The sequence below is a fragment of the Nitrosospira multiformis ATCC 25196 genome, from assembly GCF_000196355.1.
Lineage (GTDB): Bacteria > Pseudomonadota > Gammaproteobacteria > Burkholderiales > Nitrosomonadaceae > Nitrosospira > Nitrosospira multiformis.
The window spans coordinates 65,409-88,794 of the sequence record NC_007614.1 but is presented as its reverse complement, the minus strand read 5'-3'; the positions used below and the strand labels follow the sequence as shown (position 1 = coordinate 88,794).

Genomic DNA, 23,386 nt, shown 5'->3' with positions numbered 1-23,386 from the left:
TAAAGCTTCGCCTTACCTGAAATCGGCTTTATCGTTGTTTTTCCAATATGAAACCAACTCTTCAAGTCAAGCTGTCGCAACATCTGGCGCTTACGCCGCAATTGCAGCAGTCCATCCGGTTATTGCAACTCTCCACGATAGAGTTGAACCAGGAAATAGAGCGCATCGTACAGGAGAATCCCCTTCTGGAACTTGATGACAGCCTCGGCAACGACAGTACCGATTATCATAGCCTCATACCGGAGGAGTTGGCCGCACCGTTGCCAAACGAGCTGGAGGTTGCCGAGGAAAGCCTCCCTATTCTCTCCGTCGAAGCAGAAACCGATGTGAAGCAACCGCTTGACGAGCGGGAGTGGCCGCCGGATGACAGCGTTTTTCGGCCCTACCGGGACGATGAGGACGAACGTGATATTCCACAGCAAGCGGTGGAACCTCCGAATCTCCGTGCCCACCTCAACTCGCAACTCAGCCTGAGCCAGATCTCCCAGCGGGATAGAAAGATCACCGGATTACTGATCGACAGCCTGGATGATGATGGCTATCTTGTCCAGGACCTGGAAGAATTGGTCGATCTGTTGCCCGCCGAGCTGTCAATAGATATCGACGACCTGCACATTGCCCTCGAACATTTGCAGCACTTGGATCCCCCCGGCATCGGTGCGCGCAACTTGAGAGAATGCCTCGTCATGCAACTGCAGGCGCTCCCACCCGATACGCCCTATCTGGAGCAGGCATTGGCGCTGGTGAACAACCATCTTGAAAGTCTGGCATCCCGGGACTTTGGCGCCATCAAGCGGGTGCTGCACTGCAACGACGACTGTCTTCGCTCTGTCCAGCAGATGATAACGCGACTGAATCCGAGACCGGCCACGGCCTTCAGCTCCACAGTCGCCTGCTACATCGTGCCCGACGTCATCGTGACCAAAGTCGGCGGTTCCTGGGTAGCCAGCCTTAATCCGGAAGCCATGCCGCGTCTCAGGATCAACCGGCTCTATGCGGAGATCCTGAAAGGATGCAATGACGACTCTACCCGTCGGCTGATCAGCCAATTGCAGGAAGCAAAATGGCTGGTAAAGAACGTACAACAGCGTTTCAACACCATCCTCAAGGCATCGGCAGCCATTGTGGAACGCCAGCAGCAGTTTTTCGAGCATGGAGCAGTTGCGATGCGTCCGATGATACTGCGGGAAATCGCCGACGTGCTGAATCTGCACGAGTCCACCATTTCGCGGGTTACCACGCAGAAATTCATGCGCACGCCGCGCGGCATTTTCGAATTGAAGTATTTTTTTGGGAGCCACGTATCAACGGATAGTGGTGGCGCTTGCTCCGCCACTGCCATTCGCGCGCTGATCAAGCAAATGATCAGTGAGGAAAACTCGAGGAAGCCGCTCAGCGACAGTCAGATCTCGGAGGTCCTGGGGCAGCAGGGTATCATGGTTGCTCGCCGTACCGTAGCAAAATATCGGGAGTCCTTGCAAATTCCTTCCGTCAATCTTCGGAAATCGTTTTAACCACAGTCATTTCATAGGAGCCACAAATGAACATCCATGTCACAGGTCGGCAGGTCGAAATCACCCCTCCATTGCGCGAGTATGTTGTTTCCAAATTGAGCCGCATCACTCAACGTTTCGACCAGATTGTGGATATCACTGTGACCCTTTCCGTGGAAAAGTTGGAGCACAAGGCGGAGGCGCTGGCGCGAGTCCCTGGCAACGATATTTTTGTCGAGGCGGACAGCACGGACATGTACGCTTCCATAGATGATCTCGTTGATAAACTCGAGCGCCAGCTGGTCCGCCGCAAGGAGAAAAATGAAAGCCAACGCACGGATACCGTTTAAGAAATTCCGGATCAGGGCAATTTGAACCAAAGATCAGGTGGAGCAACGATAAAGGGCTCTGCACCAATACGGGCTCAGCACCGCTTCTCGCTCCGAAACCGTGAATTTGTTTCGGCACTCCCGGGAAGAAGCTCATGATTTTTCCCAATCCTGATAATCAGGAGGCATTCAACCAGATGGTCGGAATCGACGCCAGACAGCTTTTCGAGGAAAAACGCCAGAAACTGGGTCTCACCTGGGAAGCAGGGCGGGATGGAGGCGACAGAAGTCTCGATAATGAAGCGATCGCGCGTTCGACGCAGGGGATGATCGGACACCTCAATTTCATCCATCCCAACTGGATTCAGGTATTGAGCGAAACCGAGGCCGAATATCTCAACGCGCTCGATCCTGCTTCCCTCGAACAACATATGCGCAGGCTTGCCGAAAGCGATATGCTATGCATCATTGTTACGGCGGGCGCATGTGTTCCGGATTCCATAAAGTCCCTGGCGGATTCCACGCGTACCCCTCTCTTCTGTACACCCTACTCCAGTCTCGAGATCCTCTGGATATTACGCCCCTATCTCGGACGGGTCCTTGCTCCTTCCTGCAGCAGGCATGGCGTATTGCTCGACGTTCTTGGGCTCGGCGTAATGATTACCGGCGAGAGCAGTGTCGGCAAGAGCGAATTGGCGCTGGAACTGGTGAGCCGCGGACATGGATTGGTGGCGGATGATGTGGTGGAGCTCTATCGCATTGCACCGGAAACGCTCGAAGGGCGCTGCCCACCCATGCTGCGCGATTTTCTCGAAGTGCGGGGACTGGGAATGCTGAATATTCGAACGATTTTTGGCGAAGCGGCGGTACGGCGCAAAAAAAACATGAAACTCATCGTTCACTTGCAGAAACCCAACAGCGCTGATCTCAATGCAATGGAACGGCTGCCGATCAATGATGTCACTGAGAATATCCTGGATGTCAACATCCGGAAAGTCATCATTCCGGTTGCCGCCGGCCGAAACCTCGCTGTCCTGGTAGAAGCGGCGGTACGAAACTATGTTTTGCAGTTACGCGGCATAGACAGCGGTCAGGAATTTTTCGCGCGCCATCAACAGGAACTCGAGAACGGGCAAACATAACACGTGGGCGAAAACAGAGTTAAAACCTTCTCGTCCCTCCCTGCCTTTCTGCTCACGGATATTCTCATCCGGTACGATTTGAATCTATGCAGGTGATCGTCATCAGCGGCCTGTCAGGCTCCGGCAAGAGCATCGCGCTTACCGTTCTGGAAGATAACGGCTACTATTGCGTTGACAACCTTCCGGCCAACCTGCTGCTGGAGGTGACGGTTTATTTGAAGCAATCCGGCCATGAGCGCGTCGCCGTCAGCATTGACGCCAGAAGCCGCGAAACCTTGCATCTCTTGCCACAACGGTTGGCCGACTTGAGGCGGCAGAAAATGGATATCCATCTGTTGTTTCTCGACACCAAAACGGATACGCTGTTGAAGCGTTTTTCCGAAACTCGCCGCCGTCACCCACTCAGTGACAATCAATCCACCCTGCCGGAATGCATAGAGATGGAACGCGAGATGTTGCGTGAAATTCATGATCTGGCGAACCGCATCGATACCAGTGACTTGAGCGCGAGCTCGCTGCGAGCCTGGATAAGGGATTTCATCGGGCTGGAACCCGGTCGCCTGACGCTGCTGTTCCAATCTTTTGGCTTCAAGCACGGCATCCCGCTGGATTCCGATATGGTGTTCGATGTTCGCTGCCTTCCCAATCCCCACTATGAGGCCCTTCTGCGACCTTTGACGGGAAAGGATGGCGCCGTGATCGAATACATGGACGCAAACAGCAGCGTGAATCGCATGTTCGAGGATATCCGCCGATTCGTCGATGACTGGTTGCCCTGTTTCATCCGCGATAACCGCAATTACCTCACGGTAGCGATCGGCTGCACTGGAGGACGGCATCGTTCCGTTTATTTCGTGGAGCGGTTGGCACGTTATTTTACGGAAAACAACCAGGTTCTGGTACGGCATCGGGAATTGAATGCATAAAAAGCCATTCTCCCCCTGTAACATTGCAACCCTTTCGGCGAACAGGGCATTCCCGGTCGGCGCCGATTCCTTATCTATTTCCAGACATTGAATTCCCGCGCCAGTACATCAAAAACTGTCACGCTTGCTTTTACCGGGGCATCCGGCATGCCCTATGGCATGCGTTTGCTGGAACTGTTGCTCGCAGCCGGCACTCGCGTCTACCTGATGTATTCCCAGGCAGCGCAGATCGTAGCTCATCAGGAAATGGAGCTGGTATTGCCTTCCCGTGCCAGGGAAGCGGAGGAGCTGTTGCGCCGGCGTTTCAGTACTGAACAGGGCCAGTTACGCGTGTTCGGACGGGAGGATTGGTTGGCTCCGGTTGCCTCCGGCTCCAACCCGGCTGACGCAATGGTGGTTTGCCCCTGCACCATGGGTACGCTTGCTGCAATTGCCGCAGGAATGAGTCAAAAGCTGATCGAACGTTCAGCGGACGTAATGCTGAAGGAAAACCGGAAGCTCATCCTCGTACCCCGGGAGACTCCCTTTTCCGCCATTCACCTCGAAAATATGCTGAAGCTGGCGCGTAGCGGCGCAATAATCCTGCCGCCCAATCCCGGCTTCTATCACCACCCGCGGGACATCCACGGCATGGTGGATTTTGTAGTGGCGCGTATCCTCGATCATGTGGGAGTCGCTCATACGCTCATGCCGCGCTGGGGCGAAGAAAGTACGGTGGATTGAATTCGACTCGGCGAATTTTCGTGCCGATGAACTATCCTTGGGTCTCCTTGATTTCTCCTGCCCTCGCGGTAAGAATATCGGGGCATTGGCCAGCAGAAACGGGTTTCAATCCCGTGCGGGTTGCATGATAAATTCCCGCCTCGGTGACAACGAAATCCATGGGAATATCATGTGCGTGAGGGTGCAAACTTTCCAGGCGAAGAATTTCGAACGCAACACCGATAGCGAGCGGACGGGGCTTCATGACGGCTAGCGTACGATCGAAATAACCGCTGCCGTACCCCAGGCGAAAGCCAAATTTGTCGAAACCGATCATGGGGATGATCAGGGCATCCACTGTTACCAGATCGGTATTGTCTGGTACCGGAATATCATAGGCGCCGATTTTCATGGGGGCTTCCTGCCACCACTTGCGGAAACGGAGGGGCTCATGTTTATTCACTACCTCGGGGAGTGCAAGCGTGGCGCCCCTGGTCTGGAAAAAAAACATGAGCGGACGGGGATCATATTCGCCTCGATGAGGCCAGCAAAACCCCACAGTACGTGTCCGTAGCGCGAGAAAGCCTTGTTTCAGCAGCTCGGTGATGGCAGCGCTCCAGCGAAGATGGTCGGCTTCGCCTATGCATTCCCTGGCCGCCATCAGTTCCGCGCGCTGGTGCCTTCTCCAGTCCTTCCAGTTATTCATCACTCTTTCGAATATATACCCGGTCAGTTATCTGTCATAGCCGGAATTTCAAGCGGCTCTGTCTGAGATGCATATTGTAGAAGCACTTTCCTCACGGGGGAGGGAATGGCAGCTTTCAGCGCATCCTCCGGCATCCTCCATACACAGGGACGCCGGGGCTGCGATAAGACCTCCGGTGTCAAATGATCCGGCGGGCGGGAAATGACCTGCAGGATGAGCGGATAAATCCGCAATCTGAAGTGGGTAAAGGTGTGAGTGAGCGCTTCCATCTGTGACATCGGCCGCACATTTATCCCGAAACGCAGGCAGTATTCAATCACATTCTCATTCATCCCCATCTCCGGCAAGCTCCATAGGGCGCCCCAGATCCCCGTGCTCGGCCGTTTTTCCAAGAGGATTTTGCCCTGTGCCACCGCCAGCAGCAGCACCGCTTCCCTTTCCGGCAATATCTTCCTCGGCCGAGGGGTGGGCAGGCTGCCGGCGCGGTTATCCCTGAATGCAACACACTCCAGCCGAAGCGGGCATGAGCCGCACATGGGACGAGCGCGGATGCAGATAGTCGCACCCAGGTCCATCAGCGCCTGGGTATAGCCCTCGATATCGCGTTCAATCGGGCTCTCATCTCCCTTTGGCAGCAATGCTTCCGCTTTTTGCCATAGCTGCGCTTCCACCTGCTTTTCACCCGGGTAACCCTCGATTCCGAAGCAACGCGAAAGAATGCGTTTTACATTGCCGTCGAGGATCGCGGCTCGCTTTCCGAATGCAAACACCGCAATTGCCGCAGCGGTGGAGCGGCCGATTCCCGGAAGCTGACGAATGATGGCAACCTCCTCGGGAAAAATCCCGCCATGCTCTCCCACAATCCGCTGCGCCGCTTTATGCAGATTCCTCGCACGCGAGTAGTAACCCAACCCGCTCCACTGTACCATTACCTCATCCAGCGGTGCAGAGGCAAGGCTTTGTATGTCGGGGAAGCATTGCAGAAATCGCCGGTAATAGGGAATAACTGTCCCCACCTGCGTTTGCTGCAGCATGATTTCCGAGAGCCAGATGGAATAGGCGTCACGCGTGTTCTGCCAAGGCAGATGGTGTCGGCCATGCTCGCGCTGCCAGCGGATGAGTCTGGTGGCGAAAGAATTCGCAATAGAATCCGAAATATCTCCTCCCGCGCTCATCAGGGCCGTATGTGCACTCTGACCCTTGATGCCGTGAAGTCACCCGCCTTCAATACGCCTACGCGAACCGACCCTTCCAGGTTCAAGCCCTCCAGATCATCCAGCACGTTTAATTCGAATGAGCGCTCCGGGTGGCCGGCTTTTTGTCGCTGCTGCCCATCTTGCTGTCGCGCCGAAAAACGGTCCAGGTTCAGCTCATCGATATCCGCTTCAAAAGCGAGGCGGGGCGGAATGAAGCCACTTGCCGAAAATATCACCGTGATATTGCTGTCTGCCAAGGTGCCGTTCAGCTTTGTCCACGCCTTGCCGGCCGAGCCGTCCAGGGAGGCGCTGCCGAAGAGGCTTCCTTGAATGCCATTCGCGGGAAGGCTTGCACCCTTCGCCTCGATTTCTGCTTTCAATTCTGGCAGCCCCAGCCAAGGCGCCTGGATATTGCCGCCAAGTGGCGAGGAAAAATGGGCCTTTATAATCCGGCCTTCGCTTTCTGATTCCAGATCGGCCGAGAACACCTCACTCCGGAACTCCGCCAGGGTACCCTGTATCGACGAAAGAGAAAACTTTCCGCGGGTCAGACTATGGGACCTGTTAATTTGTGCCACTCCCAAAACCTTATCCGCGATCACTTTCTGTCCCTTCAAGCCCAGATGGACGGCATTCACCCCAATATTAAAACTGCTGTCAACGTTCCTTATTCCGACATCGAAGGTGAATTCATCGGCACCCAATTCCCCTCCTTCCTCCAAAAAGCTGGCAGAAAAATTTCCGCGCGACTGGATGAGCAATCGGCCTGTACCCGGAAGCTGCGCCTCGGCAGCGAGATTCATCCCGTTGAGTGCGAAATACTGTCTTTCTGCGTTCAAAGTCAGGTGAAAACGTACACGGGTTGCTATATCGACTTCAGCATGTTCAGGAAGCGCTATGTTAAACGCCAATTCCACTTTGCTGCGAATTGCATCCTCCTCCGAATCTGCTCGTTCGTCCGCCCGGTCAGCTTCCAGTCCAATGTTCCTGAATACGAAATGCGTATCGCTGCCTTCGTCGCGGAAGGCGAGCAGAGTTTTTTCCATATGCACCCGCCCTATATCGAATCGGAAGCGTTCCCGTTGTTCCTCGCTCCTGATCAGATCATCGATGTTGGTGCTGCCATCGGAAAAACGGATCAGATTGGCCTTCAGCCCCGTAATGCTGATTTCATTCAGCACCAGCTCCTTTCGAAGCAATGGCAGGATTTCGAGAGAAACGTGAACCTTCTCTATGGTCGCGAATTCTTCGTCCCTGTTATGTTCACTAAGGAAAAGCCCGCTGAGTTTCAAGCCAGGACTGGGAAAGAACACAAGCGTAATGGGACCATCGAGCCTGAGCATCCGCTCCTTTTTCTCTTTCACGAGGCGGATGATCTCCGGTTTGTATGCATTGGGATCAAAAATGACAAAAATATAAATGATGCCGCCCAGCAGCAGAATCGTTAACCCGGCAAAGAGGAAGAAGGCCCATCTGGTACAGTGGGGGTAGCGGTTCATAGGCGGGAAGAAATGGAGCGGGTGAAGGGAATCGAACCCTCGTCGTAAGCTTGGGAAGCTTCTGCTCTGCCATTGAGCTACACCCGCCGCATAGGTGCGGATTATACGGAAACTAAGCCATAAATGGCAGTGGCGGCTCCTTATTCGAAACCAGGTTCTTCATTGGGACACACCGGCTCCTGCCCGTTGGCTGCCTTGACGGCCTCGCGTTAGTCTTTTGCATCCTCTTCACATACAGCACAGTCACCCATCATGCCGTTTATCCGGTCAACGTTCGAGTACAGAAAGCACACCTACGTAAGAAGTCAAGCCGCTTCATCATGGCTGAACCCCCTCTGACTACCATCGCTGGCGCGCTAACCCTCTATTGATCGCGAGCGAACAAGGGAAGTTTCGCTCCACAATTGCGGCAAAACCTTGCGTTCTCTTCCAGGCCTGTTGTCAGGCAGACAGGGCAGGTCCGGGTGTTTGGCGGTCTTTTCATCGCGAACCGTTGAGCGGTCATTTCAGAAGTGATAATTCCGGTTGGAACAGCAAGGATACTCCACCCGACCAGCATGGTGACTGACGTAATGGCGCGCCCCAGATCAGTTTGAGGGGTAATATCGCCAAACCCGACGGTTGTGACCGCTGTAATGGCGAAATAGACCGATGTGGGAATACTGCTGAACGGAGAATGCGGACCTCCTTCTATTACATACAGCAGGGTGCCATTCAAAATCACCACGATCGCTACCACAGACAGGAAAATCAGGATCTTGCGCCTGCTGGCCATGATTGCGCTGCCCAACACCGAATACTCCTCCACGTACGCGGTAAGCTTCAGAAGGCGAAACATTCGCAGCAACCGCAGTAGGCGAAGATCGACTAACGCATGCAGTTCCGGTATGAAAAAAGCAGCATATGTTGGAAGGATTGCAAGAAGATCCACTATCCCAAAAAAACTCCTGGCATATCGCAGAGGATGTTTTACGCACCACAGCCGGGCGATGTATTCGATCGTAAACGCAACAGTGAAAAACCACTCCAGAGCATTCAGGATTCCCCCATACCGGTAGTTAATCCCGGAAACGCTATCGAGCATCACCACGACCACGCTTAGCAGAATGGCGGCGATGAGCGAAAAATCGAACCTTCGTCCAGCCCGGGTCTCGGCTTCGAAGATAATTACGAAGAGACGGTCACGAAAGCCGGATTCCGGCTTCCCGAAATACGCGGCAACATCGCTTCTTGAGATCGGTCGTGGCGCAACGTTCTCCTGTTCCTGTTTTTTCATAAATAAGTCTTAAAGAGTAAAAGGCATTCAAGCTGTTACCGGTCTCATGTGCCTACTTCAATTTCTCTTTGTCCAATGCCCCCTTCATGGATAATGAAAAATTCAGGCATACGAGTGACCCATGAATGAACATGCTGCCCACCTCGTGATTCTGGGCATATCCGGAATGATCGTAGCGATCTGTGTAATGCTCCATTATGAAGCACTGCGTTTTCTTGGCCGCACGTTGGGAGCGCATGTACATAAACGCATTGGCGTATTGCTGGTAATGATGGGGCTATTGATCGCCCATTTTCTCGAGGTGTGGGTTTTTGCCGTTGCCTACATGTTTGTGGAGCATGAGATGGGGTTTGGCCGAATCGCAGGTATCACAACCGGGGACATTTTCGATTATTTTTATTATTCATCTATCTCCTACACCACAGTCGGTTTCGGGGATTTGGTACCTGTGGGATAAACCGGAATCAGAATGCGCCCCCTTTCCGTACATCAAGATTAATGTACAGGGATATCGCCAGTGGATCAGCACTGGCGATCCTTACGTCATGATCAGTCGCAACAGATGACGCAGAGTTCTGCGCTAAAGAGGAGCATCCTCCGAGGAAAGAAGAAATCGGGCTTGCTACAAATCATCTGCGGGAACACGCTGCTGCGCCCCGGTGCCCTGGTTAGCATAGGAGCCAGCCATCTGGCGGCAGCTCTCGGCACACTCACGGCAGATTCTGGCGCACTCTTCCATGTCACCTACCTGTTCGCAACTCCTGGCACAGGCTTCGCAGGCTTCAGCGCAGACTCCGCAGAGCTGGCTGCTTAAAGTGGAGTTGCTCAGCATGAAATTGGCCGAGGTCTGACAGATCTCGGCACAGTTCCACATAAGCCTCATATGGTCCGGAGAAACGTGTTTGCCGCCCGACTCCAGACAGTGGGTCATCGCTTCGTGCAGGCACGTTTGATGGCATCGATTACAGGCATCGATGCATGATTGCATTTTGGGATCGGTAGTATGGGTCATCGCGGAGCCTCCTTTAAAGTGGATAAGCAAAAAGCAAGCGAAATCATGATCCTGTTACTATGAAAAGTCCGTACGGTGACAAACGGACCATCAGGGCCAACCGCTGGAAAAGCAGTACACGTGTTGACCAAAGGATCAGGACAGCCATTTTTCCCGAAAATAGAGGATAGGTTCTCAGGAGCCCGAGTATCTGGGCCGAACAAGCCGATCAGTTTTCTTAATTTCCCTGATCTTTTATATTAGGATAATCCTCAGGAGGATTGGGGGAATTTGCTTTTGAGCGGACATAAACAGTGCAACGTTCAGCTATAGCTCGTCTATTGTGGTGCGGGCTTGGCGCTGCAGCGGGTGTCGCAGTGGCCTTGTTCCTTGCCTCGCCGCCTGCCTCGCCGTTCTTTCTTGCTTCGCTAGGCGGTTCTGCCGTATTTTTATTTGGCCTTACCCGCGCGCCGGCAGCACAGCCCCGGGCACTCTTTGGCGGTCACCTTGGGGGCGCTCTCATTGGTATTGTCTGCTATCAGCTCTGCGGCGATTCGCTATGGGTCTATGCCCTCGCTCAGGTATTGGCCTTGTGGTATATGCTCCTCACCAGGACAGTACACCCTCCAGCCGGGGCCAATCCGATGATCATGATTCACGCTCACTCCAGTCTGACTGGGCTTTGGGAGCCGGTTTTCATTGGGGTATTTAGCCTGGCTGTCGTGGCAGCTGTTTGGAGTCGTCTCTACCCGGGACTCTCGCACTATCCTGTTTCCTGGCTCGATCAATCCCCTCCCTCCTTGTTTTGGGGAGGGTGGAACGAATAGCCTGCGGATGCATTGGGGCTGGTAGCAAAAGAGACGCGGGGGTGGGCCGTAGAGCGAAAGGACTGCCGTCAATCCGCCATTTGGGCCCTTACTGCTTCTGATACAATCCCATCAATTCCGCGGAGGCGATCATGGGGCCTTGCACCCCCTCCACGCCTAGCTTTAGGGGCTCGAGATCCGGCAATACTCCAGTCGGCGGGGATTCACTGCCGAGCTCCTGGGGCAATCCAGCTCAATGTAACGCTATCGAAGCAATATAATCGCGTTTTGCCGGTTGCGATGCCATCCTATGGTGAAAGGCAGCTTGGGTGGCTTTCTCTGCCGCCCGTTTGTATTTTTGCACTAGAATGGCGTGAGACTGGAAATCCTGCCCGTGCCTCCCGTAGGAAGGGCTTTTGTCCTCGTGATACTGGAGCCGTTTCTCGTGTTCCGCTGCTATTTCCAACAGTTTCCTGGCCCGGCTTTCATACCGCCTGGCAAGCTCGTCGTGGTCGATGGAAGTTCTGATAATTTGCCCGGCCATGCTCGCATTATCATTCCTTGCTTCAAGCGTACTGGTCTCGGCGCAGGAGGCAAGCAGACCCAGCATGGATAGGGATGTTAAAAACTTCCTTATTTCTTTTTCCATGATAGGCAGGCTCCAATGAAATGGGTGAAGTGAAAGCCGCTCCATCCTGAGGCGGCCATCCATAGGAACATTGTACCCAGTATTACTATAAATAAAAGTCACAGGTTTTGATTGTTATCATAATTTTTTACTTATGATTGTGTCCGACAGCGGTCAGCATCCTCAGGGGCACAACAGTGCCTTGCAGCTTCGCCCCAGGATTTCTGGCTTTGACCGTCGCTATACATCCGGGCACAACCGCACAACCGTCGCAGCAATCTCCTCGGGCCTTCCCATTCTTCCGACCAGTTCTTGCACAGCTGATGAAACATCGGGTTGCGCAGGAGTCGACTAGGAGGTGGCTGGACCGTATAATTCAAATTATAAAATACGCATATTGTCAAAAGCTGAGACGGCATTTTTGCCAAGCGACTCTTTGGAAAATGATACAACTTATAGTCAATGGCCAATCCCAACTTGTCCCTTCTCCAGATTCGGGAACCGATTCAGGGACAACGAATGACGCAAGGTTAAATATCAGGCAATTACTGGAGCACATGGGGTTGCAGGGCAAGCGGATCGCGGTCGAGCGCAACGGTGAAATCGTACCGCGCAGCCAGTTCGATCAGCCGATGCTTGCAAGCGGCGACAAGCTTGAAATTGTCGTTGCCGTAGGTGGAGGGTAGCCCATGGACAAACTTGTCATCGCAGGTAAAGCTTATTCCTCACGCCTCCTGGTGGGTACCGGAAAATATAGGGATTTTGACGAGACCCGCACCGCCGTGGACGCCAGCGGCGCAGAAATCATTACCGTGGCTATCCGCAGAACGAATCTCGGCCAGAACCCGGAAGAGCCCAGTCTGCTGGATGTGCTGCCGCCATCGGAATATACGCTGTTACCCAATACAGCCGGATGCTATACGGTGGAGGATGCAGTAAGAACCTTGCGCCTTGCGCGCGAATTGCTGGACGGTCATACCCTGGTGAAGCTGGAGGTCCTGGGTGATCCGAAAACACTCTATCCCAACATCGTTGAAACCCTCAAGGCAGCCGAGATTCTGATCAAGGAGGGTTTCCAGGTCATGGTCTATACCTCGGATGACCCTATTGCCGCCAGGCAGCTGGAAGAGATCGGCTGCGTCGCGATCATGCCGCTGGCATCCCTGATCGGTTCGGGCATGGGTATCCTCAATCCATGGAACCTGCAGATCATCATCGAAAATGCCAAAGTCCCGGTCATTGTGGATGCTGGTGTGGGTACGGCATCGGATGCGGCGATTGCAATGGAACTGGGGTGTGACGGCGTGCTCATGAACACGGCCATTGCTGCCGCGCAAAATCCGGTGCTGATGGCATCAGCGATGAAAAAAGCGGTTGAAGCGGGGCGCGAAGCGTATCTCGCTGGCCGGATGCCGAAAAAGCTGTACAGTGCAAGTCCCAGCTCCCCGGTGGAGGGAGTTATCGGCAACATGTCGGGGAAATAAGGACCGGGAAAGATTTCGTATTCCCCCACCTGTCCTTTCCAGGCATATCAAATGGTTGAACATTCTCCCCATCGTCCCATCCGCAGCTTCGTTCTTCGCCAGGGACGCCTTTCAAACGCGCAGCGGCGTGCCCATGAAACATTGATGCCGAAATACGGCATCCCTTATTCCGGGAAACTGCTTGACCTGGCCATTATCTTCAGCAGAAGTGCGCCCAAATTCCTGGAAATCGGCTTCGGCATGGGCGAAACCACGGCGCTGATCGCCCAAGCGCATCCGCAAAACGATTATCTTGCCGCTGAAGTCCATACGCCCGGCATGGGCAGCCTGCTCAAGCAAGTGGAAGAACTCGAGCTTACGAATATACGCGTCATCCAGCACGATGCGGTTGATGTCCTGCAACACGCTTTGCCCCCTGAGTGCCTCGACGGGGTGCACGTTTTCTTTCCCGACCCGTGGCCCAAGGCACGCCATCACAAGCGCCGGCTGATACAAGCCGAATTCGTTGACCTGCTTTGCAGCCGCCTGAAACCCGGCGGCTATATCCATGTGGCGACCGACTGGGAGGATTATGCGGAGCAAATACTGGAAGTATTGAGCGGCGAGCCGCACTTGAGCAATACCGCAGTTGGTTATGCGCCACGGCCGGAATATCGTCCCCTCACAAAGTTCGAGCAGCGGGGTCTGCGGCTCGGACACGAGGTCTGGGATGTGATATTCCGGAAAAAACAGGGCGCCTGAAGAGGTTTATACGCGGCTTTGCCCGGGAAGGAAAATCTGCAGCAAATCGTTCAAAAAACGCCTGCCTGCGAAAGTAGGCGCAATACGCTGAAAATCCCGCGTTATCAACTGCCGCCGTTCCGCCTCGTCGAGCTGGCGCTGGATGTGAGTGAGAGCCAGTCCTGTGCGTTCAATGAACATTTGCGGTGCAAACCCGTCGGTCAGGCGTAGTGCGTTCATCACGAATTCAAACGCGCGATCATTCCGTCCTACTTCGTGCTGCTCCATGACAGGGGGCTCAGATGCCATTTCAGGGACCGATTTGATCAGATACTCCTTCGGCTGCCTGTACCGCATCTGGCGCACTATCCTGTCCCGAAAGCTTATTTTGCTGTGCGCTCCGGCCCCGATCCCCAGATAATCTCCAAACAGCCAGTAGTTCATGTTGTGACGGGATTCCCGGCCAGGTCGGGCAAAGGCCGATGTTTCATAATTTGCATAACCTTCCCGCGCGAGCGTTTGTTCGATCATTGCCTGCATGTCCGCCGTCAGCTCATCATCGGGCAGGGAGGGTGGATAACGATGAAACAATGTATTGGGTTCCAGCGCCAGATGATAGGCGGAAATATGCTGCACGCCATGAGCAATCGCTGTCTCGATATCCTCCCGCGCTTCTTCCAGCGTCTGGTTCGGCAGCCCATACATCAGGTCGAGATTGATGTTGTCGAAGTTCTTTTGCGCGATTTCGATCGCACGACGAGCGTCCTTGCCGTCATGTATGCGGCCCAGTGATGCAAGGTGACGGGCGTTGAAACTCTGAATGCCGATGGAGAGGCGATTGATGCCGGCAGCCTGGAAATCCGCAAATCTTTGTGCCTCGAACGTTCCGGGATTGGCCTCCAGCGTTATTTCAGCCAAGTGCTCAAGCGGCAGCAAGGCCCTGACGGCAGCAAGAATTCCATCGATGGAATGAGGACTGAACAGGCTCGGCGTTCCACCCCCGAAAAAAATACTGATGACCTTGCGCCCCCATATCTGGGGCAGTGAAGCTTCCAGGTCGCGGATGAGGGCGGCTACATACTCGGCCTCCGGCATGCCGCCACTCCGGTCTCGAACTTCATACGAGTTGAAATCGCAATAGGGGCATTTTTTCATGCACCAGGGAATGTGAATGTAAAGGCTCAGCGGGGGCAGAGACTTCAGCTGGAGGGTCTGGGAACCGAGAATCGCTGCGGGAGAAATAATTGCTGTCATGATGAATTGAAGAGACAAGCAAAAGGAACCATTGTTTCAGCAATGATTGGAATTGTCTTTCTCTTCTGCTCGGAACGCTGAGTAGGCGGTAGCAAGCGGTCAAATCAGGGTTGTTCCTGCCTGATCCTCTCGACGAGTTGGGCGAGTGCTTTTCCCCGGTGGCTGATCCGGTTTTTTTGCTCCATCGGCAGTTCTGCGGCTGTTTTGTCGAGGTTTGCCAGAAAAAAATAGGGATCGTAACCGAAGCCGCCATTCCCACGGGGATTCAGCAAAATTTCTCCATGCCAGCTTCCGTCGGCAATAATGGGTCGCGGATCTTCGGGATGCCGTAGCAGCGCTATGACGCAGTAATAGTACGCCCGGCGATCACTCTGGTTTTGCAGCGCCTCGACCAGCCTCTGGTTGTTGCGTTCATCCGATTTCGGTTCTCCCGCATAACGCGCAGATAAGATACCGGGCTTTCCGCCAAGGATATTGACACAAATGCCGGAATCATCGGCGAGTGCCGGCAACCCGGTATTTTTGCTGGCATGGCGTGCCTTGGCAAGCGCATTCTCAACGAAAGTGCAATGAGGTTCCTCAGCTTCGGGAAAATCGAAAGCCGACTGGGGCAGCACCTCGATTCCCAGAGGTTCCAGCAAGAGGCGAATTTCTCGCAGTTTGCCGGCATTATTGCTGGCAATGACCAATTTTTGCATATCCGGCTTTATCTGTTCAATGCGTTTTTCTGAGCTGCGATCAGTTCCCGTATTCCCTGTTGCGCCAGGTCCAGCATCATATCCAAATCGTTCCGGCTGAAAGGCATGCCTTCGGCCGTCCCCTGCATTTCCACCAGACCAAGGTCGTCCGTCATGACGATGTTCATGTCTGTATCGCAGCGCGAATCTTCCAGATAATCGAGGTCCAGCATCGGCACGCCTTCGTAGACGCCCACTGAAACCGCGGCAACGTGCCCGGTGATCGGCGTGGCCTCTATCGCCTGCTTGCGCAGCAGCGTTCCTATCGCATCATGCACTGCTACAAATGCACCCGTGATGCTCGCCGTGCGAGTACCTCCATCAGCCTGGATCACATCGCAATCCACCTGAATGGTTCGCTCGCCCAGCTTTGTCAAATCCATTACCGAACGCAAAGCGCGCCCGATCAGCCGCTGAATTTCCATCGTCCTGCCGGACTGTTTGCCTTTGGCGGCTTCGCGCTGCATACGTTCATTAGTGGAACGCGGCAACATCCCGTATTCTGCCGTGAGCCAACCCTGTCCCTTGCCCCGTAGAAAAAGGGGTACTTTCTCATCCACGCTCGCAGTACAGATTATGCGGGTATCCCCACATTCGATCAGCACTGAACCTTCCGCGTGGCGGGTGTAATGCCGGGTAATCTGAACGGAGCGAAGTTGATCCGGGCGGCGTTTACTGGGACGCATAAGTTGTACTATATCCTTCACTATTAACTGATCGGTGATATATCACCGGATAAGACGAACGATGCATACCGCTTTTCCACTGCACGGAAACACCAACTCGTTTCCTTTATATGCAGCAACGATATGCGATAATGCCTGGGCCCACAATTTTAACGCATCAAGGACCTTCGAGTGGATGATCGAGTGGACAAGTTAGCCAAGATCTACAGCATGACCGGCTATGCCGTAGTCGCGAAGGAACTCCCGCAAGGATCGTTGAATCTCGAGCTTCGCTCGGTCAACAGCCGTTATCTCGATATCCAGTTTCGCCTTCCCGACGAATTCCGCATGCTGGAAACCGCAATGCGCGAATTTCTGACCACCCGCCTCAAGCGTGGAAAAATCGAATGCCGCGTCAGTTTTTCCCGGATTACACCTGCGGAAGATTTGCAGCATATTAATGCGGATTTGTTGCAAAAACTGCTGGAACTGGACCGTACCGTCAGGGCGGTATTGCCCGAGGCTCGGGGCCTGGCGGTGGCAGATGTCCTTCGTTGGCCCGGAATATTGGCGACGGAATCCTCCTCCGCCGAGAACTTTTTCGGGCCATGCATGGACTTGATGCATGCGGCAGTGGACGAACTGGCCGCTGCCCGTGGGCGCGAAGGTGCAAAACTTAAAGCTATTTTGCTGGACCGCCTGGGCAATATGCGCCGGCTCGCATCCGAAGTCAGTCCATCCATTCCTGCCTTGCTGGCGACATTTCAGGAAAAGCTCAAGGCTAGACTGCGTGAAGCCATGATAAATTGCGACGACGAGCGCATCCGCCAGGAATTGACATTGTTCGCCAGCAAGATCGATGTGGATGAGGAACTGTCGCGCCTTCAGGCACACTTCGATGAAGTGGAGCGCGTTCTGGAGAAAGGCGGAGCGATCGGCAAGCGACTGGATTTTTTGATGCAGGAACTCAACCGGGAAGCCAATACCATCGGCGCGAAATCGGTGGATGCGGAAGTGTCGAAAATTTCGGTGGAACTCAAGGTTTTGATCGAGCAAATGCGGGAACAGGTGCAAAACATTGAGTGATATTTCACAGAGACTCAGGCAGTCTCAAATTTTCCTCATAACTTCCTCAAAGCCGCTATTCATGCGGCTTTTTTCATTTCAGTTCATTGCAATTCATTTCCGGAAAGCGCAATATTTCCGGGTACATATAAGGGTACATACGCTGAAATTATCAGGTTTTTACGTGTACCCAGCGAGAAGCCCGATACAGGCGGGTTTACGTGATATGCCGGGTACCCCTAAAAAAACTTAAATCCTGAACAGTGAGTAGAGATGGCTAAGCTAACAGACATGGAGATCCGCAACTGGATCAAGGCGGGCGAACGGTTTGAAGGCCGTGCTGTAGGTGGTGGCCTATATCTGAGTTTTCGTGAAGGTTATGCCATTCCTATCTGGCGTTTCAGATACCGTTTTTGTGGCAAGCGCCGCGTTATGAATATTGGCAGTTACGGTACGCTATCCCTGGCGGATGCCAGGGATGAAGCCAAGAAGCTGTCCGCTCGCGTTGCTTTGGGCTACGACGTGGCCGGAGAAAAACAGCAGCGCAAGGGCGAAGCCATTGCCAGGATAGAAGCGGAGAAGAATGCGTACACCGTGGCGCAGCTGGCCGACGAATATTTTGAAAGGATGATTGCAGGGCGATGGAAGCACCCAAACATCGTACGATCCAGGATCGAGAAAGACATCAAGCCCGCGATTGGCAGCTTGAAGGTTGAGGATGTAAAGCCCAGGCATATTGATGATGTGCTCAAGGCTGTAATGAAACGGGGTGCGCCTTCCATAGCGAACGATACACTGCGCTGGCTTAAGCGCATGTTCAACTATGCTATCAAGCGCCACATCATCGAATACAATCCCGCGGCTGCATTTGATCCAGGTGACGCTGGCGGCAAGGAGAAAAGCCGGACGCGCTGGTTGACCAGCGAGGAGCTGGTCACGCTCTTTGAAGCAATGCGGCAAGCACCTGGTTTCAGTGTGGAGAACGGCTTGAGCATCAAACTGCTATTACTGCTTGCGGTGCGAAAGGGTGAGCTGATCGGCGCCAGGTGGTCTGAGTTCGACCTGGATAAAGCTGTCTGGTATCTGCCTGCCGAACGCACGAAAACCGAATCTGCCATTGACATACCCTTGCCTCCGATTGCAGTAGAGTGGCTGCGCGAGTTGCAGCGCCTGGCGGGTGTTAGCAAGTGGGTGTTGCCGGCTCGCAAGATGCAGGATCGGATGATTCCACATATTGCGGAAAGCACGCTGAGCGTGGCTCTGGCAAAGATCAAGCACGGCCTGGAACCCTTCACTATCCATGATCTACGCCGTACTGCGCGTACGCATTTCGAAGCCCTGGGCGTTGCCCCTCACATTGCCGAGCGTTGCCTGAATCACAAGATCAAGGGGATCGAGGGCATCTATAACCGGCACGACTACTTTGAAGAACGCAAGGCGGCACTGGAGGCCTGGGCGGGACTGTTGCTCCAGATCGAGCGGGGCGAGGCTGATAAGGTTGTGCCGATCAGGCGTGCCGTAGCAACAAAACAATAAACTGTTAAGCCACCCCTATCCAGGCCAGGAGAAAAACGGAAACCTTCACCGCCTGGGGTGGCAACCAATTTGAAGGGATACGCTTGGAAGGAAGTGGGAAATGAGCAGCTGGGATAAGAAAAGTTGGGATATGTTGGAAGTGCGAGAAATGGCGCGACGAGATCTGGCTGATTTTATACCGCCAAATTTATACAACACCAATAAAGTGACCATCAGCGAAATTGACTGCAAGATTGGCAAGAAATTGAACCTGTCCTCTGAACCCGAGCACATAAACATGACCACCAGGCAGCGCAGGGCTGCAAGTGTGCTGTGGAAGTTAGGATTATGTGGGTTTGCTGCTTGGAAAATTCAACATACTGAAGAGGAAGGATTACGGGAATCGATGAAAGAAAGACTTGCCGTTCTGGAAGCTGATTTACCTCATTTCATAAAAAGCTATGTGGAATGCATTTCGGAGGAAGAACGCAAGCTTTTGTCAATATTTACGGTAAACGATACAGGCCAGCAAGATAATCTTCCAGACAGTGCGAGAACGAGCTTGTTAAAAATAGTGCTTGGGATAGCAGTAAAAAAGTATAAGTACGATCCCGAAGCAAAGAAGAGTGCCGTACCCGGGGTGATCAAGCGGGATCTTGAAATAGTTGGCATTAAAATCAGTGAGGAAACGGTACTCGCATACCTGAGAGAAGCAGCAACAAGAATTCCCTTCAAAGGCGCATAAGTCCTCGTATCAAAACCGAATCGGCTTTAAATTAAACCGATCGGACAAAGCTCTATCCCAAGCCGGTAGATTTCTCCTTGTTCATTCAGAACATATCAAGGAGAAACCTACCATGCCTCAACAGAGCAAAAGGGTAAAGCAGGAAGACGTTATTCCTGATGCCCTCAAGCACTTCGATTCACTCCCCGATTCTGCCAACGTTCGCCAGCCAGTTTTAAAGGGGCTTCTCAACTGCTCCGATGCCACGGTCTGGCGGCGCGTGAATGACGGCACTCTCCCGCAGCCCACCAAGCTGGGCAGGATGACATTCTGGAACGTTGGCAAACTCAGAAAAGTACTGGCTTCGCTGCAAGGGACAGCACAATGAGCGGCCCTGAGATCGATTACAACAAGCTGCGGGCTGATGGTCTTGAGTATGCCAGCAACCAGCTTTGGGAGGCAGCACAGGTCATAGCTGGCGAGCTTGGCCTACGGGAATCACCAGAGGAAATAATCAAAAAGCATCCCGTACTTGTTGTCGGAATAGCCTTGTTGGCTCATTTGGATGAGCGGGCTGAAGAACGTCGCATCTTGAAAGGTGCTGGCAATGGTGATTAGCCCCTGCCAGCCCTTGACATTCGCATTCGCTCGGGCTTATCCTTTGCTTGCCACTGCAAATTCAGTGGTCGAGATTGGCGTCTCGGTACAAAGGCGGACACAACCGCCTCTTGGCGGTTTTTTTATTTTACGTCCGTTGTACGGCAAGCCCTTTTTACGGGCGGGTCGTGTGGGGAGCCTTCGGGCTCGCCGGTTCCTTTGTCCGGTACGCCAACTCGCACGATTCCGCCCACCCGATTGGCGTCGGGGAAGCGGAGAACATCAACCGCTTACAAAGGAGTCTTGCTATGCCTAAGGCATTCAAGGGTGCGTCCGCGCCACATCTCAAAGCTGTTCAACCTCTCCCTGCCAAATCAATCCGGTCCCGCAGCGACCTTTCTTTCGCGGCCCCGGATGAACACGATCTTCTGCGCATTTGGCGTGTCCCCCACGATCCAGAAGGGTACTGGCACGAGGGTGTTGATATCGGGTTGCAATATTTCGCAGAAATTGTCGCGCTCGCCGAAGTTGACGAATACGAGGCCTGCTTAGCCCTGGAGTACGTTTTTAATGACGTCGGTTGGAAATCAACCGGATGGGGGATTGAATGCGGGTTCTCAAAAGCCCTGGCTGCCGTTGCCATTGTGGGACTTCGTGCACTTCGAGCTGGAGCTACGCCCTATGACAGGGATTCTGAAAGTGCTCCTACGTTGACCTCAAAGGAGGTGCAACATGGCTAGGCAAAACGCACAAGTAGTAGCGCTTCAAGCGTCTACCACCAACAAACTCATTGAAGCACAGGACATGCTCTGCGAGGCCACCTACGTGGCTGAGTTCCTGAGCGGAGCGCTCTCCAATAGAGCAGAGCTCGAGAGCAGGCTCGAGTTATCCGCCCCGGAGGCATATGGTTTTATCTACACGCTTCAAAACCTGATAAAGCAAATCGAAAAGGCTAGCGCGCTGCTGGATGAGCATGACGCTGAGCAGCAGAAGGCAGGTGGCTCATGAGCGCCTCTACCCTTTTGAACCGCCTGGACGGAGTGAAACAAACCGGGAGAGGTCGCTGGATAGCACGCTGCCCAGCTCATCGGGATAAACGGCCCTCTCTCGCGATTAGAGAACTGGACGATGGGCGCGTGCTCCTGCATGACTTCGCGGGATGCGAAACCTCCAATGTTCTCGCGGCAGTAGGACTCTCCCTCGAAGATTTGTTTCCAGAGCGTCAGGAAGGTTACAGCGGCCAGAAAGAGCGGAAACCATTTTATGCAAGCGACATTTTGCGCTGTCTGGCATTCGAAGCACTCCTGGTATCGATAGCGGCACTGAATGTAGCCAAAGGCGTGGAGCTTTCAGAGGAAGACAGAAAGCGCCTCCTGGTGGCTGCTTCACGATTGCAAAGGGCGACCGAGGTGTGCAATGGCGATTCGTGACGATACCCAAAGCATTGAGCGCGGCGCTGTTGCCCTCGATAAGGTGGCAGCGAAGGCGAGCGCGAGCAAGCTGCCGGGGCCACAACTGGTTGAAACTCACACTCCCTTGGCGCCGCCGCGCATGCATGAGGATGGTTTCCCCCCTCTTGTTCATAAGTTCGTCGAAGCAGCATGCTCCAACAGCGAAGCGCATCCGGTGGCCGTGGCGTCGAACGTCCTGGCCTTCTTCTGTGCGATGACTGGCCGCTCCATTTTCCAGAAGATCGGAGATGCTTCGATTCACTGCCGCGCCTTCCAGATCATTGTTGGAAAGAGCGGCAAGGCCAGAAAGGGCACGGCGGAAACCACGGTACGTGAGATATTCCGCCGCGCAGATGAAATCCTTAGAAAACGACAAGGAAACAATGACCGCCTGCGGATTCACGCTGGCGGTCTTTCCACTGGTGAAGGGGTGGCATGGGCGATACGGGACCCGCGCGAGGCTGACGACAACGGCAAAGGGGCCGATGCTGGCGTGGCGGATAAGCGCCTGCTGGTGATTGAAAGCGAAATGGACAACACGCTCTCGCAGCTGCGCCGCGACAACAACACACTGTCGGCAACCATACGCAATCTCTTCGATGGCCGGGATATGGAGCCGCTTACCAAGACCAATCAGACCAAGGCCACGCGGCCTCATGTCGTTATCCTGGGCCACATCACCAGCCATGAGCTGCGCGAAAAATCGACGGATAACGAGGTGGCAAACGGGCTGCTGAATCGATTCATGATGCTGTACGTGTATCGCCCTAAGCTGGTGCCTCTGCCTGAGCCCACACCTGAAGAAACACTGAGCCTGCTGGCGGCGCGCGTAGCTGATGCAGTAATGGCAGCAACAGGAGGTGACCTCCACGGGAACAACACCCGGGAAGTTCGTCTGAGCGATGCTGCACGCGAGTTGTGGATAGAGCAGTACCCACGCCTTACCCGGGACAGGGACGGCAAAGGAGGGAGCCTGCTGGCGCGATCTGAGATGTATGCGCGAATGCTCGCCATGATCTTTGCTGCAATGGATGGAAGACTTGAGATCGAGCCATGCGATCTTTGGGCGGCGATTGCCTGGGTGGAGTACTGGCACGCTAGCGTCACCTACATCTTCAACTGTCAGGATGATGAAGGCGGCATTGATCCTTTCGTTGCCGAGGTGCTGTCCTTAATCACTTCCAATCCTGGCATCACCCTCACAGCCTTGCAGGATCACTGGAACCGCAAGCATATCAAGCAGGTGAAGCATGCGCTTGAGGTGTTGCTCAACCTTGCGCCTCCACTGGCGGAGGAACGCAAGGATAGCGCCTCAGGCGGGAGACCGGCATTGAGATATTACGCTTATAAGAAAGGGTGAAATAAGTGAAGAAAGCCTATTCATGCGGTATTCAAAGGAATATTAACGGTGAAAAAAGGGTGAAAAAAGGTGAAATAACTATAAATAATATAAATCACTTTATATATAAATCACCCTTTT

28 protein-coding genes and 1 tRNA gene are annotated in these 23,386 nt (G+C 53.8%); 19 read left to right on the top strand and 10 right to left on the bottom strand.

Going from position 1 to position 23,386, the window contains the following annotated elements; all coding sequences use genetic code 11:
- The first annotated feature begins 47 nt into the window (after positions 1-47).
- The 5 genes from NMUL_RS00445 to NMUL_RS00425 all read left to right on the top strand — a co-directional run bounded on the left by NMUL_RS00445 (position 48) and on the right by NMUL_RS00425 (position 4,613).
- Positions 48-1,514 carry an RNA polymerase factor sigma-54 gene (locus NMUL_RS00445; RefSeq protein ID WP_011379448.1) on the top strand — a complete coding sequence of 489 codons (1,467 nt, stop codon included), beginning with the start codon at positions 48-50 and terminating at the stop codon, positions 1,512-1,514.
- Between the two features lie 26 nt (positions 1,515-1,540).
- On the top strand, positions 1,541-1,843 hold the full coding sequence (gene hpf / locus NMUL_RS00440) for a ribosome hibernation-promoting factor, HPF/YfiA family (protein ID WP_011379447.1): 303 nt from the start codon (positions 1,541-1,543) through the stop codon (positions 1,841-1,843).
- A 176-nt stretch (positions 1,844-2,019) separates the two neighbouring features.
- Positions 2,020-2,964, top strand: a complete 945-nt coding sequence (gene hprK, locus NMUL_RS00435; protein WP_011379446.1) for an HPr(Ser) kinase/phosphatase — start codon at positions 2,020-2,022, stop codon at positions 2,962-2,964.
- Between the two features lie 86 nt (positions 2,965-3,050).
- A complete protein-coding gene (gene rapZ / locus NMUL_RS00430; protein ID WP_011379445.1) occupies positions 3,051-3,890 on the top strand; it encodes an RNase adapter RapZ in 840 nt (279 codons plus the stop codon).
- Between the two features lie 87 nt (positions 3,891-3,977).
- On the top strand, positions 3,978-4,613 hold the full coding sequence (locus tag NMUL_RS00425; protein ID WP_011379444.1) for a flavin prenyltransferase UbiX: 636 nt from the start codon (positions 3,978-3,980) through the stop codon (positions 4,611-4,613).
- Positions 4,614-4,644: 31 nt separating this feature from the next.
- On the opposite strand, the gene NMUL_RS00420 is transcribed toward NMUL_RS00425, so the two are convergent.
- From NMUL_RS00420 to NMUL_RS00400, 5 genes are all read right to left on the bottom strand, one after another.
- Positions 4,645-5,298 (bottom strand): 5-formyltetrahydrofolate cyclo-ligase, encoded by a 654-nt coding sequence (locus NMUL_RS00420; protein ID WP_011379443.1) that lies wholly within the window; start codon positions 5,296-5,298, stop codon positions 4,645-4,647.
- Between the two features lie 23 nt (positions 5,299-5,321).
- Entirely contained in the window at positions 5,322-6,473 is a 1,152-nt protein-coding gene (mutY, locus tag NMUL_RS00415) for an A/G-specific adenine glycosylase (protein ID WP_011379442.1), read from the bottom strand.
- Positions 6,473-7,993 (bottom strand): AsmA family protein, encoded by a 1,521-nt coding sequence (locus NMUL_RS00410; RefSeq protein WP_011379441.1) that lies wholly within the window; start codon positions 7,991-7,993, stop codon positions 6,473-6,475. The genes mutY and NMUL_RS00410 overlap by 1 nt, the downstream gene beginning before the upstream one ends.
- A 13-nt stretch (positions 7,994-8,006) precedes the next feature.
- Positions 8,007-8,080: transfer RNA gene (locus NMUL_RS00405), tRNA-Gly, on the bottom strand.
- A gap of 277 nt (positions 8,081-8,357) precedes the next feature.
- Positions 8,358-9,269, bottom strand: a complete 912-nt coding sequence (locus tag NMUL_RS00400) for an ion transporter (protein WP_011379440.1) — start codon at positions 9,267-9,269, stop codon at positions 8,358-8,360.
- Between the two features lie 121 nt (positions 9,270-9,390).
- On the opposite strand from NMUL_RS00400, the gene NMUL_RS00395 reads away from it, so the two are divergent.
- The gene (locus tag NMUL_RS00395; RefSeq protein ID WP_011379439.1) at positions 9,391-9,726 is read left to right on the top strand and encodes an ion channel; all 336 of its coding nucleotides are present in this window, start codon (positions 9,391-9,393) and stop codon (positions 9,724-9,726) included.
- 165 nt (positions 9,727-9,891) lie between these two features.
- Here the strand turns inward: NMUL_RS00395 and NMUL_RS16655 are convergent, their stop codons facing one another.
- On the bottom strand, positions 9,892-10,200 hold the full coding sequence (locus tag NMUL_RS16655; RefSeq protein WP_473229997.1) for a four-helix bundle copper-binding protein: 309 nt from the start codon (positions 10,198-10,200) through the stop codon (positions 9,892-9,894).
- 374 nt (positions 10,201-10,574) lie between these two features.
- Here NMUL_RS16655 and NMUL_RS00385 point away from each other — a divergent pair, with 374 nt between their 5' ends.
- Positions 10,575-11,087, top strand: coding sequence for an HPP family protein (locus NMUL_RS00385; RefSeq protein WP_011379437.1), 513 nt, complete (start codon positions 10,575-10,577; stop codon positions 11,085-11,087).
- A 232-nt stretch (positions 11,088-11,319) separates the two neighbouring features.
- Here NMUL_RS00385 and NMUL_RS00380 read toward each other — a convergent pair whose 3' ends face one another.
- Complete coding sequence (locus NMUL_RS00380; RefSeq protein ID WP_041352692.1) at positions 11,320-11,715, bottom strand: hypothetical protein; 396 nt, start codon at positions 11,713-11,715, stop codon at positions 11,320-11,322.
- Positions 11,716-12,137: 422 nt separating this feature from the next.
- On the opposite strand from NMUL_RS00380, the gene thiS reads away from it, so the two are divergent.
- The 3 genes from thiS to trmB are packed head-to-tail and all read left to right on the top strand — an operon-like array spanning position 12,138 to position 13,919.
- Positions 12,138-12,380, top strand: a complete 243-nt coding sequence (thiS, locus tag NMUL_RS15115) for a sulfur carrier protein ThiS (protein ID WP_041352691.1) — start codon at positions 12,138-12,140, stop codon at positions 12,378-12,380.
- Positions 12,381-12,383: 3 nt separating this feature from the next.
- The gene (locus NMUL_RS00370) at positions 12,384-13,178 is read left to right on the top strand and encodes a thiazole synthase (protein ID WP_011379434.1); all 795 of its coding nucleotides are present in this window, start codon (positions 12,384-12,386) and stop codon (positions 13,176-13,178) included.
- Positions 13,179-13,229: 51 nt separating this feature from the next.
- A complete protein-coding gene (gene trmB / locus NMUL_RS00365) occupies positions 13,230-13,919 on the top strand; it encodes a tRNA (guanosine(46)-N7)-methyltransferase TrmB (protein ID WP_011379433.1) in 690 nt (229 codons plus the stop codon).
- A 6-nt stretch (positions 13,920-13,925) separates the two neighbouring features.
- On the opposite strand, the gene hemW is transcribed toward trmB, so the two are convergent.
- From hemW to rph, 3 genes are all read right to left on the bottom strand, one after another.
- On the bottom strand, positions 13,926-15,152 hold the full coding sequence (hemW, locus tag NMUL_RS00360; RefSeq protein ID WP_011379432.1) for a radical SAM family heme chaperone HemW: 1,227 nt from the start codon (positions 15,150-15,152) through the stop codon (positions 13,926-13,928).
- Positions 15,153-15,256: 104 nt separating this feature from the next.
- On the bottom strand, positions 15,257-15,850 hold the full coding sequence (rdgB, locus tag NMUL_RS00355) for an RdgB/HAM1 family non-canonical purine NTP pyrophosphatase (protein WP_011379431.1): 594 nt from the start codon (positions 15,848-15,850) through the stop codon (positions 15,257-15,259).
- Between the two features lie 8 nt (positions 15,851-15,858).
- Positions 15,859-16,575 (bottom strand): ribonuclease PH, encoded by a 717-nt coding sequence (gene rph / locus NMUL_RS00350; RefSeq protein WP_011379430.1) that lies wholly within the window; start codon positions 16,573-16,575, stop codon positions 15,859-15,861.
- 210 nt (positions 16,576-16,785) lie between these two features.
- On the opposite strand from rph, the gene NMUL_RS00345 reads away from it, so the two are divergent.
- The 9 genes from NMUL_RS00345 to NMUL_RS00305 all read left to right on the top strand — a co-directional run bounded on the left by NMUL_RS00345 (position 16,786) and on the right by NMUL_RS00305 (position 23,266).
- On the top strand, positions 16,786-17,640 hold the full coding sequence (locus NMUL_RS00345; RefSeq protein WP_041352690.1) for a YicC/YloC family endoribonuclease: 855 nt from the start codon (positions 16,786-16,788) through the stop codon (positions 17,638-17,640).
- 252 nt (positions 17,641-17,892) lie between these two features.
- The gene (locus tag NMUL_RS00340) at positions 17,893-19,155 is read left to right on the top strand and encodes a tyrosine-type recombinase/integrase (RefSeq protein ID WP_011379428.1); all 1,263 of its coding nucleotides are present in this window, start codon (positions 17,893-17,895) and stop codon (positions 19,153-19,155) included.
- Positions 19,156-19,255: 100 nt separating this feature from the next.
- On the top strand, positions 19,256-19,879 hold the full coding sequence (locus NMUL_RS00335; RefSeq protein ID WP_011379427.1) for a hypothetical protein: 624 nt from the start codon (positions 19,256-19,258) through the stop codon (positions 19,877-19,879).
- Between the two features lie 112 nt (positions 19,880-19,991).
- Entirely contained in the window at positions 19,992-20,246 is a 255-nt protein-coding gene (locus tag NMUL_RS00330; protein WP_011379426.1) for a helix-turn-helix transcriptional regulator, read from the top strand.
- Positions 20,243-20,476 carry a hypothetical protein gene (locus NMUL_RS00325; RefSeq protein ID WP_041352301.1) on the top strand — a complete coding sequence of 78 codons (234 nt, stop codon included), beginning with the start codon at positions 20,243-20,245 and terminating at the stop codon, positions 20,474-20,476. The genes NMUL_RS00330 and NMUL_RS00325 overlap by 4 nt, the downstream gene beginning before the upstream one ends.
- Positions 20,477-20,763: 287 nt before the next feature.
- Positions 20,764-21,195: a hypothetical protein gene (locus tag NMUL_RS00320; RefSeq protein ID WP_041352300.1), complete on the top strand. Its 432-nt coding sequence runs from the start codon at positions 20,764-20,766 to the stop codon at positions 21,193-21,195.
- Positions 21,188-21,463 carry a hypothetical protein gene (locus NMUL_RS00315; protein WP_011379425.1) on the top strand — a complete coding sequence of 92 codons (276 nt, stop codon included), beginning with the start codon at positions 21,188-21,190 and terminating at the stop codon, positions 21,461-21,463. The genes NMUL_RS00320 and NMUL_RS00315 overlap by 8 nt, the downstream gene beginning before the upstream one ends.
- Complete coding sequence (locus tag NMUL_RS00310; protein WP_011379424.1) at positions 21,460-21,885, top strand: hypothetical protein; 426 nt, start codon at positions 21,460-21,462, stop codon at positions 21,883-21,885. Before NMUL_RS00315 ends, NMUL_RS00310 begins: the two co-directional genes overlap by 4 nt.
- Entirely contained in the window at positions 21,872-23,266 is a 1,395-nt protein-coding gene (locus tag NMUL_RS00305; protein WP_011379423.1) for a DUF3987 domain-containing protein, read from the top strand. Before NMUL_RS00310 ends, NMUL_RS00305 begins: the two co-directional genes overlap by 14 nt.
- The last annotated feature ends 120 nt before the right edge of the window (positions 23,267-23,386 follow it).